This is a genomic window from Kibdelosporangium persicum (assembly GCF_013280595.1).
Taxonomy (GTDB): domain Bacteria; phylum Actinomycetota; class Actinomycetes; order Mycobacteriales; family Pseudonocardiaceae; genus Kibdelosporangium; species Kibdelosporangium persicum.
Genome location: NZ_JAAATY010000015.1, coordinates 80,871 through 94,630 on the forward strand (window position 1 = coordinate 80,871; position 13,760 = coordinate 94,630).

A 13,760-nucleotide genomic window follows, 5' to 3' on the forward strand; every position below is an offset into this window, starting at 1 on the left:
CCTGGCGAACACGGAGAGTAGTAGTAACGCCGGTCTGGTTTACCCACTACTTCTCCGGAAACCACCGTCTGCATGGGACCGGAAAACACCTCGCGGGTCACCGCGGTGCTGTTCGACCGCGACGGCACGTTGATCGAAGACGTGCCGTACAACGGCGATCCGCGGCGGGTGAGGCCGGTCCCCACGGCCGCGTCCGCGCTGGCTCGGTTGCGCCGCAAGGGAATTCGTGTCGGCGTGATCACCAACCAGTCGGGGGTGGCCCGCGGGTTGGTCACCGCGGACCAGGTGGCGCGGGTCAACGCGCAGGTCGAAGCGTTGCTCGGGCCGTTCGACACGTGGCAGGTCTGCCCGCACGGCCCGGCCGACGGGTGTGCCTGCCGCAAACCCGCACCAGGGATGGTCCTCGCCGCGTGCGCGGCGCTGAAAGTGCCCGCCGAGCAGGTCGTCATGGTCGGGGACATCGAGAGCGACATGGTCGCCGCGCGCGATGCCGGTGTCCGGTCGGTGCTGGTGCCGACGCCCGTCACACGGGTCGAGGAGATCCACCGCGCCCCGGTCACCGCCTGTGACCTGGCAGCCGCCGTCGACTGGGCCCTGACTTGGGAGATGTCGGAGGCACTGACATGACCGAGCGTGTTCTGGTCGTACGCCTCGACAGCGACGGTGACGTCCTGGCGAGCGGACCGGCTGTCCGGGCGGCGGCGGCCGGGCGGGACGGCAGGCCCGCCGAAGTCACGTTCCTGTGTGGACCGCGTGGCCGCCAGGCGGCCGGAATGCTGCCGGGCGTCCGGCACATCATCGAATGGGTGTGCCCGTGGATCGTGCCGGATCCGCCCGAGGTCTCCCGGGACGACATCGAGGACCTGGTCGGCCGGCTGGCCGCCGGACGGTTCGATGTCGCGCTGGTGCTGACGTCCTTCCACCAGTCGCCCTTGCCCATGGCGCTGCTGCTGCGCCTGGCCGGCGTGCCCCAGATCGCGGCGATCTCGCCGGACTACCCGGGATCGTTGCTTGATCACCGCATCCGGCCGGGCCGGGACATGGACGACGACCAGCCGGAACCGTTGCGGGCACTGCGGGTCGCCACCGAGGCAGGGTTCGCTCTGCCGGCCGGCGACGGCGGCAAGCTGAAAGTGCTGCCGTCGCCGGAAGTCCGGTGGCTCACCGGCGAGGAACCTTATGTGGTCCTGCATCCGGGAGCCTCCGTGCCCGCACGGGCTTGGTCTCCCAGCAGATGTGCCGAAGCGGTGGCGAAACTGCGCGCCGACGGCTGGCAGGTCGTCGTCACCGGCAGCAAGAGCGAGCGGGAACTGACCGCCTTCGTGTCCGGATGCGACGCGGTCGATCTCGGCGGACGCACAGCGTATGCCGAATTGGCCGGTGTGTTGGCCGGCGCGCGAGCCGTGGTGGTCGGGAACACAGGCCCCGCACACCTGGCCGCCGCTGTCGGCACGCCGGTCGTCTCACTGTTCGCGCCTGTGGTGCCCGCGAAACGGTGGGCGCCGTACGGCGTGCCCGTCCGGTTGCTGGGCGACCAGCAGGCGGCGTGCGCGGGCAGCCGCGCGACCCGGTGCCCGCTCTACGGGCATCCGTGCTTGAACTCCATCACGGCCGACGACGTGGTCGCGGCCGTCAACAGCTTGGTAGGAAAGCGGTGAACATTCTTGTCTGGCACGTGCACGGCTCGTGGACGACCTCGTTCGTCCACGGACACCACAGGTACCTTCTGCCGGTCGGCCCGTGGGGCGGTGGCCGGATGGGCCGTGACTGGCCGCCGGACGCGGTGGAGATCCACGCGGACGAGCTGAGGAACACCGACGTCGACGTTGTCGTGGTGCAGCAACCGGACCAGATCGAGCTCGCTGAGAGCCTGCTCGGCCGCCGTGTCCCGATGGTCTACGTCGAGCACAACACTCCTAAGGGGAACGTTCCGGAAACCCGGCACCCGATCGCCGATCGCGACGACATTCCCCTGGTGCACGTGACCCACTTCAACGACCTGATGTGGGATTCGGGAGACGCGCCCACCACGGTGATCGAACACGGGGTCGTCGACCCGGGCGAGCGGTACACCGGTGAGCTCGGGCGGGCCGCGGTCGTGATCAACGAACCGGTCCGGCGGGGCCGGGTCACCGGGACCGACCTGCTCGGCCGCTTCGCGTCCGTGGCACCGCTGGACATCTTCGGCATGGGACTGGCCGGATTGGACATTCCGTCGGTGCACCCGCGGGGCGATCTGCGGCCCGGAAAGTTGCACAGCGAACTGGCGGAGCGACGCGTGTACGTCCACACGACACGCTGGACTTCGTTGGGGCTGTCGCTGATCGAGGCGATGCACCTCGGAATGCCCGTGGTCGCGGTGGCCGCCACCGAGGCATTGCGTGCCGTGCCACCGGAAGCCGGCGTGCTGTCCACCAATGTGGACGAGCTGGTCGACGGACTGCGCTGGCTGGTCGACGAACCCGAGGCGGCGCGGCGGATGGGCAAGCAGGCGAGGCAGTACGCCCTGGCGCACTACGGATTACCGCAGTTCCTGGAGAGGTGGGACGAGCTACTGATGGAGGTGAGTTCATGAGGATCGCGATGGTGTCCGAACACGCCAGCCCGCTCGCGGCGCTGGGCGAAGTGGACGCGGGTGGCCAGAACGTGCACGTGGCCGAGCTGTCCGCGGCCATGTGCCGCCAGGGACACGAAGTGACTGTCTTCACCCGGCGTGACGCGGCCGGCCTGCCGGACGAGGTGACGACTCCACAGGGATACCGGGTGGTGCACGTCGCCGCGGGACCGGCACGTCATGTCGCCAAGGACGAACTGCTGCCGCACATGGGCGACTTCGCCACCGTGCTGTGCGACTACTGGCGGCAGGATCGGCCCGACGTCGTGCACGCGCACTTCTGGATGTCCGGCGTCGCCGCCCTGCTGGCCGCCCGCGACCTCGATCTCCCTGTGGTGCAGACGTTCCACGCCCTGGGCACGGTCAAGCGCCGCCATCAGGGCAAGGCCGACACCAGCCCCCGGGAACGGATCGCGTTCGAGCGGATGATCGGCCGCGAGTCCACCCGCGTCGCGGCCACGTGCACCGACGAGACGGACGAACTGACCCGCATGGGTGTTCCCCGCTCGCGCATCTCCATCGTGCCGTGTGGCGTCGATCTGACCACCTTCACCCCGAACGGCAAGAAGGCGGCGCGCAAGTTTCCCCATCGGATCGTCACGGTGGGCAGGCTGGTGCCGCGCAAGGGTTTCGACACGGTGATCGCCGCGCTGACGCACCTGCCCGACACCGAGTTGCTGATCGCGGGCGGCCCGGCGCGCAAACGGCTCGGCGAGGACCCGGAAGCCCGCGCGTTGCTGGAACAGGCCGAACGGCTGGGGGTGGCCGACCGCGTCCGGATGACCGGTCAGGTGTCCCGCAAGGCCATGCCGGAGATCCTGCGTTCCGCCGACGCCGTGGTCTGCGTGCCGTGGTACGAGCCGTTCGGCATCGTTCCGCTCGAAGCCATGGCGTGTGGTGTTCCCGTTGTGGCGTCGGCGGTCGGCGGACTGACCGACACTGTTGTGGACGGTGTGACCGGGATTCACGTGCCTGCCAAGCATCCGGTGGCCTTGGCCAACGCGGTGCGGCCGTTGCTCGACGACGAGGTGATGCGCGGCAGCTTCGGCATGGCGGGGCGGGATCGCGTGGTCGCACGCTACTCGTGGGACCGTGTCGCGGCGGACACGGTACGCGTCTACGACCGGACCGCGGCTGTCCCGGAAGCCGCCTCGCTGATCGGGGAGGGACTGTGAACCTCGTACACGAGCACGTCGAAGCCTTGCGGACAACGCTCGACGCGTTGCGGGACCAGTCCGACATGATCACGCGGTGGGGACACGAGATGGCCCTGCGTCTCGCCTCCGGCGCCCGCCTGCTCGCGGCCGGGAACGGCGGCTCCGCGGCCGAGGCCCAGCACCTGACGGCGGAACTGGTCGGCAAGTACGACAAGGACCGCACACCGTATTCGGCCATTGCCTTGTGCGCCGAGTCCTCCAGTGTCACCGCCATCAGCAACGACTACGGGTACGAAGAGGTGTTCGCCCGTCAGGTCGTCGCCCACGGCAGGCCGCAGGATCTGCTGATCCTGCTGTCCACTTCGGGCCGCAGCGAGAACCTGTTGCACGCGGCCAAAGCCGGTGCGCAGCAGGGGATGACGGTGTGGGCGATGACCGGGCCGAAGCCCAATCCGCTGGAGAGCCTGGCCGACGAGACGCTGGCGTTGCCCGGCAGTTCCTGCAACGTCCAGGAAGCCCAGCTGATCGCCGTGCACATGCTGTGTGAGGTGTTCGAGGCCTCGTTGGCGGCGGCCCAGCGGACGACGGTCCAACAGACGGCAGCCCAGCGGCGGAGGGCGTCGTGAACCTCGTCGTGGTCGGGGACTGCCTGCTGGACACCGACCTGGTCGGCACCTCGACCAGGCTGTGTCCCGACGCGCCGGTGCCCGTGCTCGATGTCGAGGACGAGCTCGTCCGGCCCGGGGGCGCCGGGCTCGCCGCCACTCTCGCCGCCACTTTCGCCGACGCGGACGTCACGCTGGTGACGGTGATCGCCGACGACGCCGACGGCGACCGGCTGCGCAAAGCGTTGAACGGCACGCCTTTGGTCGCGGGCCCGAGCTGGACTCCGACACCCGTCAAGACACGGCTGCGCAGCGGCGGTCAGTCGATCGCCCGGATCGACCGCGGCGGCAGTTCGGGCAACCCCGTGGTGACCGGCGAGATGCTGGACGCCATCCGGTGTGCCGACACCGTGCTGGTCTCCGACTACGGCCGTGGCCTGGCGGCGAACCAACAGGTGCGGGACGTGCTCAGCTCGATCGCGGACGAGGTCCCGGTCGTCTGGGACCCGCATCCGCGCGGGCCCCGGCCGATCCCCGGCGCACGGCTGGTCACCCCGAACACCTCGGAGGCCATGAACGCCAGCGGTTGTGCCACTCACGAGGATGCCGCCGCCGAACTGCGACGCCGATGGCTCGCGGACGCGGTCGTGATCACCCTGGGTTCCCGGGGGGCACTGTTGGACGCGGGAACCGGCCCGGTGCTGGTTCCCGCGCCCACCGTCCAGCTCGTCGACCCGTGTGGCGCGGGTGACTGTTTCGCCGTGACCGCCGCGACCCGGCTGATGGCCGGGGACGACCACTTCGCCGCCGTGTTCGCGGGCGTGGTCGCGGCCAGCCGGTTCGTCGCACAAGCTTTCGCAGAAGGAGATTCGTTGTGAAGACCGTGGTGATCACGGGTGGTTCGTCCGGCCTCGGTGCCGCGGTGGCGTCGGCCGTGCTGGCCGACGGCGGCAAGGCGATCGTGCTGGACAAGGCCGCGCCGGGCAACGAGGTGACCGACTTCCTGCCGGTGGACCTGACCGACAGCGCGGCGGCCGAACGCGCGGTGACCGACGCCGCCGAGCGGCACGGTGGCCTGGATGGAGTGGTCACCGCCGCGGGCATTGACAGCTGCGGCGCGTTGTCCGACGTGTCCACATCGGACTGGGAACGTGTCGTGCAGGTGAACCTGTTCGGCACAGCGGCTGTCGTGCGGGCGGCTCTGCCGTACCTGGAACGGTCGTCGGGTCGCGTCGTCACTGTGGCGTCGACCCTTGGGCTGCGTGCTTTGCCTGAGGCGACTGCGTACTGTGCGTCGAAGTTCGGCGTCGTCGGATTCACCAGGGCCCTGGCCGCTGAGACAGCGGGCCGCGTCGGTGTCACGTTGATCGTTCCGGGCGGGATGCGGACGGCGTTCTTCGACGGCCGCGACGAGAAGTACCGGCCGGCGGACATGTCACAGCTCAACCCGCCGGAGAACGTGGCCGCGACGATCATGTTCGCGCTGAACCAGCCTGCCGGGTGTGAGCTTCGGGAGCTGGTCACGTGTGCGTCAGGGGAACCGTCATGGCCCTGATGGTCGATTTGCCGGGCATGCTCGCGCAACGCAGGCCGCGGATCGTGGTGCTCGGCGACGTCATGGTCGACGGCTGGACGACCGGGCGTTGCGACCGGTTGTGCCGCGAGGCGCCCGCGCCCGTCGTCGACGTCACCGCGGATTCGACCGCCCCCGGCGGTGCCGGCAACACGGCCGCCAACCTCGCCGCGCTCGGCGCCGAAACGGTGATGGTGTCGGCCCTGGGCGACGACCAGACCGGGCAAGCGCTGCTGGAATCGTTGCGCGACGCCGGTGTGCACACCGATCACGTCCTCCCGGTCGTCGGCCGGGTGACCACGACCAAACGCCGGATCATCGCGTCGGATCAGGTGATGTTGCGCCTGGACGAGGGCGACCGCAGCCCGTTGCCGCCGGACATGGACGAGCGCTTGGCCACCGAACTCCGCCGGGCGCTGCATGGGTGTGACGCGGTACTGGTCGGTGACTACGGCACGGGCGTCATCGGACCAGCCGTGAAGCAGGTCCTCCGGCAGGCCCGGCGGGAGATCCCGCTCCTGGCCGTCGACGCGCACGACCTGGAGGCCTGGCGCGAACTGCGGCCGTCCGTGGTCACCCCGAACGCGGCCGAGGCCACCGCCCTGCTGGGCCACAAACCGGACTCGTTCGAGTCGTACGGCGAGCAACTGCGTTCGAAGACCGGAGCCGCGGCGGTCGTTGTCACGCTGGACCGCGAGGGAACGGTTCTGCTGGCACCCGGCGTGCCCCCGCACCGGACTTCGGCTGACCCGGCGCCGGACAACCACGCCACGGGCGCGGGGGACACGTTCGTCGCGGCGCTGACGATGGCCGCCGCGTGCGATGTCCCGCTCACCACGGCGGTCTCGCTGGCCCAGGCGGCGGCCGACGTTGTCGTGCACCGGCCGGGCACCTCCGTGTGCGGCCAGGCCGAGCTGGTCGAACGACTCGGCAGGCACGAGAGTCCCAGCGCGCACGAGGCACTGGCCAGGATCGTGGCCGAACACCGCACGGCCGGCCGCCGGATCGTGTTCACCAACGGGTGTTTCGACGTGCTGCACCGCGGGCATGTCTCCTACCTGGAGCAGGCCAAGCGGCTGGGCGACATCCTGATCGTGGCGATCAACGACGACGCGAGCGTACGGCGGCTGAAAGGCCCTGAGCGGCCGGTGAACACCGCCGCCGACCGGGCCGCGGTGCTCGCCGGACTGTCCTGTGTGGACTACGTGACGCAGTTCGCCGACGACACCCCGGCCGCGCTCATCCGGCTGCTGCGGCCGGACGTCTACGCCAAGGGCGGCGACTACAGCGAGAACATGCTCCCGGAGACGCCGATCGTCCAGGCCTACGGCGGCGAGGTGCGGATTCTCGACTACATCGCCGACCACTCCACCTCGGCCGTGATCGACCGGATCCGGTCAGCCTGAGCAAGGAGGTGCCTTGTGCGCGCGGTCGTGTTGAACTGCACGCTGAAGAAGTCCCCGGCCCAGTCCAACACCGAGCTGCTGGCCCAGCCGGTCGCCGCGGGACTGCGGGACAAGGGCGTGGCGGTCGAGACGCATCGGGTCGTCGACTACGACGTCCCGCCCGGCGTCGAGACCGACATGGGCGAGGGCGACCAGTGGCCCCGGTTGCACGAGGCGCTGCTGAACAGTGAGATCCTGGTGATCGCGTCGCCGACCTGGGTCGGTCACCCGTCCTCGGTCGCCCAGCGGGTGCTGGAACGGATGGACGCCATGATCTCCGAGACCGACGACCAAGGCACTCCGGTGGCGTACAGCAAGGTCGCGGGCGTGGTCGTGACCGGCAACGAGGACGGCGCCCACCACGTGATCACCGAGATCGCCGGCGCGCTTGGCGACATCGGCTACACGATTCCCGGGCAGGCATGGACCTACTGGAACATGGGACCGGGACCTGGCCCGAGCTACACCGACACCGAGCACGGCCATGAGTGGTCGCACAAGACCGCGCAGACCATGGCGAACAACCTCTTCGCGGTGGCGAGCGCGTTGCAGCAGAACCCGATCAGCTGACGCGGACGGGGTCGGAGCAGGTCCTCCCAGGACCTACTCCGACCCCGTCTCGATCACGTGCAACCAGCCGGAACTGACGGCGAGCCCCACCGGCCCGCCTGGGGCTGATGCTGTGGTCACGCTGTGACGTGCTGTCGCCCTTCCGCGAACTGGGTGACGATCGCCTTGCAGAACGCCGGCAGGTCGTCCGGGTTGCGGCTGGAGGTGATGTTGCCGTCGACCACGACCTCCTGGTCGACCACACGGCCACCGGCGTTGCGGATGTCGGCGCGGACGCTGGGCCAGGACGTGAGCGTCCGGCCGCGGACCACGTCCGCCTCGACCAGGGTCCACGGCCCGTGGCAGATCACCCCGACCGGCTTGCCGGACTCCACGAACGACCGCACGAACGCGACCGCGGCCGAGTCCATCCGCAACTTGTCCGGATTCGTGGTGCCACCAGGCAGGATGAGCGCGTCGTAGTCGTCCGCTGACGCTTCGGAGACCTGCCTGTCGACCGGGAACGTGTCCGCCATCTCCACGTCGTGGTTCATCGCCTGGATCGAGCCGTCCTTGATCGAGAGCAGCTCGGTCGCCGCGCCTTCCCGCCGGACGGCCTCACGCGGCTCGACGAGCTCGACCTGTTCGACGCCGTCGGTCGCGAGGATCGCGACCCGGCGACCACTCAATGCATTGGTCATGACACCCGGCTACCCGCACATACGTGACGTAACACAGGTTTGGCGGAGTGCGGAAATGTTCATCCTGTAGCCGTGATCGATGAGCTCAGGGACTATCTCACCGCGGTGACCGCACACCTCGGTGTCGGACTGGAGTCGTGCTGCTGGGGCTCGGACGCGCCGGCATGGGCATATGTGGCGTTGGACTGGCGCTTATCCGGCCGGGACGTCGCACTGGTCTGGGACGCCGAATCCGGCTGGTCGATCGCGACGGAACCGGATATCGGCCGCGACCTGGACGTGGTGGCCAGACTCGACGGCGAGGTGACACCCGAACCCGCAGCGGTGGCCGACTTCGTCGCCACACTGCGGTCGGCAGTGCGTCAGCCACCCTCCGCCGGCAGCGCCGTACCGACCACAGTGTCACCCGTGACGGTGTCGACGACGACCGCCGCATGAGTTAGTTTCCTCCCCCAACACCAACCCCCTGTAGGCCTGGCCCGCATCACTTGCCGAGGGCCTTCTTCACTTCCTCGATCAGCCGCGCACCGGGATCGAGTAACAGGCCCGCCGCGGGCGCGTCCGGTGCGGCCGGATGCGGCGCCCGCGGCGCGATCTCGTTGGCGGCCAGTACCTTTTCGCCCAGCTCTGTACGTTCCCGCTCGGTCAGTGACGTCCCCAGCGCCGGCAGCACACGGGACTCCACCTCACCGATGTGCCTGCGCACACCGGTGATCAGTTTGTTCACCAGCAGTTCGAAGTCCGGATCGGCGGGCGACCTGTTCTCCAGTTCGGACATCGTGCGCTCGGCCTCGGCGAGGGTGCCGTCACCGTCCGCGCCGATCGCCTGGTACAGGTACCTGTGTTCGACCACGGTGTGCCGGACGACTTCGGTGATCAGGTGATCGGCCAGCTGCCGCCGGTGTTCCGGTGTGGTGACCGAGGTTTCCAGCTCGTAGCACACGCTTTCCAGTGTCTGGTGGTCCTGCGTGAGCACGTCGGCCAAGTCCGTGTTGCGTCGCGTGGCGGTCATGATTTTGTGCATACCCGGCCACCTGGCCCGATAACCGTGAACAGAAGTGGATTGCGGGCAAACCGGCCGGGTACACGACAGGCATGGTCAGCATCGGATACTTCCTCTCCAGCGAGGAGTTCGGGCCGCGTGAGCTGGTCAGGCAGGCCAGAACGGCCCAGCAGGCCGGTTTCGAGCGGCTGTGGATCTCCGACCACTTCCACCCGTGGAACGGCGAGCAGGGCCAGAGCCCGTTCGTCTGGTCGGTGATCGGCGCGCTGGCCGAGGCCACCGATCTGCCCTTGGCGACCGCGGTCACCTGCCCGACCGTGCGGATGCACCCGGTGATCGTCGCGCAGGCGTCGGCGACCGCGGCCGTGCAGCACGAGGGCAGGTTCACGCTCGGCGTCGGCAGCGGGGAAGCGCTGAACGAGCACATCCTCGGCGACCGCTGGCCCGCGGCGCCGGTCCGGCTGGCCATGCTGGAAGAAGCCGTCGAGGTGATCCGAGCCCTGCACACCGGCGAGGAAGTGACCCATTACGGCAAGTACTACACGGTGGAGAACGCCAGGATCTACACCGTGCCCCCGGAACCGGTGCCGATCTACGTCTCCGGGTTCGGGCCGAAGGCCATCGAGCTGGCGGGCCGCATCGGTGACGGCTACTCGTCGGTGATGCCGGACTCGTCGATGGTCCGTAAGTTCCGCGAGTCGGGCGGTGGCACCAAGACCGTCCAGGGTGGTTTCAAGGTGTGTTACGCGTCCACGGTCGAGCAAGGCGTACGCACGGCGCACCGGCTGTGGCCGAACGAGGGACTGCCCGGCGAACTGGCCCAGGTCCTGCCGACGCCACGGCATTTCGAGCAGGCGTCCACTTTGGTGACCGAGGAGACGATCGCGCGGAGCGTCCCGTGCGGCCCCGATCCGGAACCGTACATCGAGCGCGTCCAGTCCTTTGTGGATGCGGGATTCGACCAGGTGCACATTCAGCAGATCGGCCCGGGACACGACGAGTTCCTCGAGTTCTGGGCCACCGAGATCCGGCCCGCGCTGCGCACGGGCGTGCCGGCCCGAGGGTTTGGGGTGAACCACAACCGATGAGTGAGCACAATGCGCGGTTGCAGGCCAGGAGGCTGGTCGGCGTGATGCGCGCGGGTGACGACGAGAGCCTGGTGCTGGAGATGGCCCGGCTGACCGCCGATCGCGCGAACGGTGGCCGCGAGTCGCATCTGATCGTCGGCGAGCTGATCGTCGCGCTGGCACAGATGATGCTGACCGCGGCGGGCCCGGCCGAGGACGGCGACCGCGCCTACGGGCTCGAACTGACCGGAGACGACGACAACCAACTCGACATCGACCAGACCAGCCCGCCGATCCGGGCGGCCGTGCGCGCGTTGCTGGCGCAGCTCAACGACCACGCCGACGAGGCACAGTTCCAGGTGGATCTCGCGCTGTGCGAGGACAACTTCAAGGTGACCATCGAGGTGATGGCGCACGTTCTGCTGTGGACGATCGGGATGATCGACTGGTGCGACGAGCACGGCGTCGCCAGGCCGCTGTGGCTGGGCGACCTGGCGTCGGCACGCCGGGGCGGGCCGTCGGGGGGATGACGGCCAGCCGGTCAGCCTGTCACGGCGTCCAGTGCCGCCGGAACGGTGTCGAAGATCGGCAGGATGGTCAGCAGACCGGTGATCTCGAGTGGGCGGGTGACCGTCTGCCGTGCGGCGACCACGGCCCACTTGAGGTTCTGGTCCTCCATCTGCTGGCGTAGGTCCACCAGCACCGCCAGGCCGGCCGAGCTGAGGAAGTCGACGCCGTCCATGTCCATGACGAACTTCTGCCGTTGGGCGACCTGTTCCTGAACCGCCTGTTGGAGCACCGGGGCCGTTGCCAGGTCCACGTCGCCGAGCACGCGCAGGAGGGGAATGCCGCGGGGGTGTGGCTGGACGTCAACAGTCAGCAGCTTGCTCGCGGACGCGGCCTCGCTGCCGTTGCCGTTGTGTCGGTGTGCAGTGCTCACGGCAATCCTTCCGGTTGTGAAACACGTCAGCGCGGCTGTGTTTTCAACCGTGGTGATGCTCCAACCGTACGGAGCTCACTACTTCGGCACAACCTGGTGAGAAAAGTGGTTAGAAGAGGTCGCGAGTGGGTAACCATAGGCCCGCGTCGCTCGTTTGTGCAGGTCAACCGCGATTGTGGAGACGAAGTCGAGGGTACCCGATCGGGGTGAGTGATGCCGAGGAATCAGACCAGGAGCGCTTAGCGAGAAATCTCGCCGAGCTGCTGCAGGAGTTGCGTGTCGCACAGGCCGGAGTGCAGATCCTCTTCGGTTTCCTGTTGTCGATCGCTTTCACCCAGCGCTACGCGGAAGCGGACGACTACATCAGGACGACGCATTTCGTCACCGTGTTGTTCGCTACCGCGGCCACCGCGTTGCTGACCGCGCCGGCGTCCTGGCACCGGATCCTGTTCCGGCACGGACGCCGCGAGCACATCATCAGCGTGGCCAACAAGCTCGCCGTGAGCGGGCTGGTGTGTCTCGCTTTCGCGGTCACCGGCACCGTCCTGCTGATCGGCGAGATCGTGTTCGGTGGGTGGCCGGCGGTGCTGTTCGCCGTGCTGACCGCGATCGGGTTCAGTCTGTTGTGGCTGATCGTGCCCTGGCGGGAACGGTCCCGCGGTCCCGCCCCGGAACGCGTGAACGGCAACGATCCCGAGTCGTGCCCGGCGACCCCGGAGTCGTCCTCGTCGGCGCGATCGGCATCAACACGGCCAACACAGTCAACACAGTCGTCTTCGAAGTGACGCCAGCAGTTCGAGCCGTTCCCGGATGGGTAATCCCGGGGGTGGGAAAGGAGTTCGCCGTGCCGGAATCGATCGTCGTCCAAGGTCCCCCAGACGCCCCCGAGACCATCGTCGTGCTCGACCCGTCGGGTGCCGCGAGCCACGGCGAGTTGCCCGCCACGTGGCGTGAACTCACCGATCGGTGGAAAGTGGTCTGGTGCCGCCTGCCCGCCGACGACGCGGCGTCGCAGCTGGCCGAGTACATGCGGACTGCCAGCGGCACTGTCGACGTTGTGGCGTCGGGAGCGTCGTCGGTCGCGGCGATGGCACTGGCAGGCAAGCACCACGAGGTGGTCCGGTCGGTTCTGCTGGTCGACCCGGCGTCGGGCGAGGCTCCGGTCGACCCGGCGACCGCCAAGACCGCCGACGAGCTGTGGATGCGGCGCGAGGCGTCCCGGGTCGACGCGCTCGCCGAACAGGGTGTCCTGGTCCGCGTGATCGCGCACAGCTTCGACGGCGACCGTGACCGGCGCGAGCCACCGCTGCCGCTCGGCCATCCCGACGTGGTGAAGGTTCTGCGGGCGCAGCTGGTCAGCCAGTCCTCGTAGCCCTGGCCTTGCGCTTGGCCACCTCGTCGCGCTGCAGCCACCACTCGGCGATCAGCAGCGGGATCACCCAGCCGAGCCACGTCGTGGTACCGGCGAGTGAGTAGAACACCAGCTTCTCGTCACCGTGGAACGTGGTGTCCAGCTGCGGCATCAGCCAGATGCCGAACGGGATGCCCCAGATCCGGTTGGTGATGATCGACATGGTCAGCGCGAAGCTGCGGATCATCCACTTGCGGTGGTCGATGAAGCGGCGTTGCCGTGCGGTCCGGTAGCCGTTGTACGTGAAGACCAGCCACAGCGCCGCCATCAGCACGTTGCTGGACATCGCCGCCGGGCCGAACGGTGTGATCACGCCGATCACGAAGGCGCTTACGCCCGCGGGCAGCACGCCGCCGAACACGTAGACCCGGCCGGCCAGCCGGTGGACGTGCCGGTACCGCGCACGGAACCACGGCCACACCTGCGGGACACTGGTCAGCATGGCGACCGACGCGAACACCACGTGCGTCACCAGCAAGGGATAGTGCCAGCTGAACTCCGGTTGCTGGACCTGGGACAGTGTGCGGTCGCCCGTCAGGTACCGCGGCAGCGAGAACGCGACGAACGCGACGGCGACGAAGCCGAGGGGCACGATCCACGGCTTGCGCCACCACTTCCGGCTGGGCGTGGGGCTGGGGCTGATGGTGTTGTCGAGCAGGTTTGTCATGGCTTGTTCCTCCCGGCCATGACGGTGG

General features: G+C 68.8%; 18 protein-coding genes. 14 read left to right on the top strand and 4 right to left on the bottom strand.

What is annotated here, in order from left to right; translation table 11 throughout:
* The first annotated feature begins 72 nt into the window (after positions 1-72).
* The 9 genes from GC106_RS25420 to GC106_RS25460 are packed head-to-tail and all read left to right on the top strand — an operon-like array spanning position 73 to position 7,964.
* A complete protein-coding gene (locus tag GC106_RS25420; protein ID WP_173135651.1) occupies positions 73-627 on the top strand; it encodes a D-glycero-alpha-D-manno-heptose-1,7-bisphosphate 7-phosphatase in 555 nt (184 codons plus the stop codon).
* Positions 624-1,658 (top strand): glycosyltransferase family 9 protein, encoded by a 1,035-nt coding sequence (locus tag GC106_RS48070; RefSeq protein WP_173135654.1) that lies wholly within the window; start codon positions 624-626, stop codon positions 1,656-1,658. The genes GC106_RS25420 and GC106_RS48070 overlap by 4 nt, the downstream gene beginning before the upstream one ends.
* Positions 1,655-2,575 carry a glycosyltransferase gene (locus GC106_RS25430; protein ID WP_173135657.1) on the top strand — a complete coding sequence of 307 codons (921 nt, stop codon included), beginning with the start codon at positions 1,655-1,657 and terminating at the stop codon, positions 2,573-2,575. Before GC106_RS48070 ends, GC106_RS25430 begins: the two co-directional genes overlap by 4 nt.
* Positions 2,572-3,789 carry a glycosyltransferase gene (locus GC106_RS25435; protein ID WP_173135660.1) on the top strand — a complete coding sequence of 406 codons (1,218 nt, stop codon included), beginning with the start codon at positions 2,572-2,574 and terminating at the stop codon, positions 3,787-3,789. The genes GC106_RS25430 and GC106_RS25435 overlap by 4 nt, the downstream gene beginning before the upstream one ends.
* A complete protein-coding gene (locus tag GC106_RS25440) occupies positions 3,786-4,397 on the top strand; it encodes a D-sedoheptulose-7-phosphate isomerase (RefSeq protein ID WP_376777764.1) in 612 nt (203 codons plus the stop codon). The genes GC106_RS25435 and GC106_RS25440 overlap by 4 nt, the downstream gene beginning before the upstream one ends.
* Positions 4,394-5,254: a bifunctional heptose 7-phosphate kinase/heptose 1-phosphate adenyltransferase gene (locus tag GC106_RS48075; RefSeq protein WP_173135663.1), complete on the top strand. Its 861-nt coding sequence runs from the start codon at positions 4,394-4,396 to the stop codon at positions 5,252-5,254. The genes GC106_RS25440 and GC106_RS48075 overlap by 4 nt, the downstream gene beginning before the upstream one ends.
* On the top strand, positions 5,251-5,931 hold the full coding sequence (locus tag GC106_RS25450; protein WP_173135666.1) for an SDR family oxidoreductase: 681 nt from the start codon (positions 5,251-5,253) through the stop codon (positions 5,929-5,931). The genes GC106_RS48075 and GC106_RS25450 overlap by 4 nt, the downstream gene beginning before the upstream one ends.
* Positions 5,922-7,355 (top strand): D-glycero-beta-D-manno-heptose 1-phosphate adenylyltransferase, encoded by a 1,434-nt coding sequence (gene rfaE2 / locus GC106_RS25455; RefSeq protein ID WP_173135668.1) that lies wholly within the window; start codon positions 5,922-5,924, stop codon positions 7,353-7,355. Before GC106_RS25450 ends, rfaE2 begins: the two co-directional genes overlap by 10 nt.
* Before the next feature lie 15 nt (positions 7,356-7,370).
* A complete protein-coding gene (locus tag GC106_RS25460) occupies positions 7,371-7,964 on the top strand; it encodes a flavodoxin family protein (RefSeq protein WP_173135670.1) in 594 nt (197 codons plus the stop codon).
* Positions 7,965-8,080: 116 nt separating this feature from the next.
* Here GC106_RS25460 and GC106_RS25465 read toward each other — a convergent pair whose 3' ends face one another.
* Positions 8,081-8,644 (bottom strand): type 1 glutamine amidotransferase domain-containing protein, encoded by a 564-nt coding sequence (locus GC106_RS25465; RefSeq protein ID WP_173135672.1) that lies wholly within the window; start codon positions 8,642-8,644, stop codon positions 8,081-8,083.
* A gap of 72 nt (positions 8,645-8,716) precedes the next feature.
* Here GC106_RS25465 and GC106_RS25470 point away from each other — a divergent pair, with 72 nt between their 5' ends.
* Positions 8,717-9,082 carry a DUF6292 family protein gene (locus tag GC106_RS25470; protein ID WP_173135674.1) on the top strand — a complete coding sequence of 122 codons (366 nt, stop codon included), beginning with the start codon at positions 8,717-8,719 and terminating at the stop codon, positions 9,080-9,082.
* Positions 9,083-9,128: 46 nt separating this feature from the next.
* On the opposite strand, the gene GC106_RS25475 is transcribed toward GC106_RS25470, so the two are convergent.
* On the bottom strand, positions 9,129-9,656 hold the full coding sequence (locus GC106_RS25475) for a hemerythrin domain-containing protein (RefSeq protein WP_173135676.1): 528 nt from the start codon (positions 9,654-9,656) through the stop codon (positions 9,129-9,131).
* Positions 9,657-9,739: 83 nt separating this feature from the next.
* Between GC106_RS25475 and GC106_RS25480 the strand changes: the two genes are divergently transcribed.
* Positions 9,740-10,735, top strand: coding sequence for an LLM class F420-dependent oxidoreductase (locus tag GC106_RS25480; protein ID WP_173135678.1), 996 nt, complete (start codon positions 9,740-9,742; stop codon positions 10,733-10,735).
* Complete coding sequence (locus GC106_RS25485; RefSeq protein ID WP_173135680.1) at positions 10,732-11,244, top strand: hypothetical protein; 513 nt, start codon at positions 10,732-10,734, stop codon at positions 11,242-11,244. Before GC106_RS25480 ends, GC106_RS25485 begins: the two co-directional genes overlap by 4 nt.
* A gap of 11 nt (positions 11,245-11,255) precedes the next feature.
* On the opposite strand, the gene GC106_RS25490 is transcribed toward GC106_RS25485, so the two are convergent.
* Complete coding sequence (locus GC106_RS25490; protein ID WP_173135683.1) at positions 11,256-11,654, bottom strand: anti-sigma factor antagonist; 399 nt, start codon at positions 11,652-11,654, stop codon at positions 11,256-11,258.
* A 206-nt stretch (positions 11,655-11,860) separates the two neighbouring features.
* Between GC106_RS25490 and GC106_RS25495 the strand changes: the two genes are divergently transcribed.
* Entirely contained in the window at positions 11,861-12,439 is a 579-nt protein-coding gene (locus GC106_RS25495; RefSeq protein ID WP_312872839.1) for a DUF6328 family protein, read from the top strand.
* Positions 12,440-12,498: 59 nt separating this feature from the next.
* Entirely contained in the window at positions 12,499-13,026 is a 528-nt protein-coding gene (locus GC106_RS25500) for a hypothetical protein (protein WP_217280941.1), read from the top strand.
* Here GC106_RS25500 and GC106_RS25505 read toward each other — a convergent pair.
* Positions 13,010-13,732, bottom strand: a complete 723-nt coding sequence (locus GC106_RS25505; RefSeq protein WP_173135686.1) for a DUF2306 domain-containing protein — start codon at positions 13,730-13,732, stop codon at positions 13,010-13,012. The genes GC106_RS25500 and GC106_RS25505 overlap by 17 nt on opposite strands.
* Positions 13,733-13,760 lie beyond the last annotated feature (28 nt).

Excerpts from the sequence above, each read along its gene's own strand:
- GC106_RS25420 (WP_173135651.1), top strand. The coding sequence starts at position 73 with ATGGGACCGGAAAACACCTCGCGGGTCACCGCGGTGCTGTTCGACCGC.
- GC106_RS48070 (WP_173135654.1), top strand. The coding sequence starts at position 624 with ATGACCGAGCGTGTTCTGGTCGTACGCCTCGACAGCGACGGTGACGTC.
- GC106_RS25435 (WP_173135660.1), top strand. The coding sequence starts at position 2,572 with ATGAGGATCGCGATGGTGTCCGAACACGCCAGCCCGCTCGCGGCGCTG.
- rfaE2 (WP_173135668.1), top strand. The coding sequence starts at position 5,922 with ATGGCCCTGATGGTCGATTTGCCGGGCATGCTCGCGCAACGCAGGCCG.
- GC106_RS25465 (WP_173135672.1), bottom strand. The coding sequence starts at position 8,644 with ATGACCAATGCATTGAGTGGTCGCCGGGTCGCGATCCTCGCGACCGAC.
- GC106_RS25475 (WP_173135676.1), bottom strand. The coding sequence starts at position 9,656 with ATGACCGCCACGCGACGCAACACGGACTTGGCCGACGTGCTCACGCAG.
- GC106_RS25480 (WP_173135678.1), top strand. The coding sequence starts at position 9,740 with ATGGTCAGCATCGGATACTTCCTCTCCAGCGAGGAGTTCGGGCCGCGT.
- GC106_RS25485 (WP_173135680.1), top strand. The coding sequence starts at position 10,732 with ATGAGTGAGCACAATGCGCGGTTGCAGGCCAGGAGGCTGGTCGGCGTG.
- GC106_RS25505 (WP_173135686.1), bottom strand. The coding sequence starts at position 13,732 with ATGACAAACCTGCTCGACAACACCATCAGCCCCAGCCCCACGCCCAGC.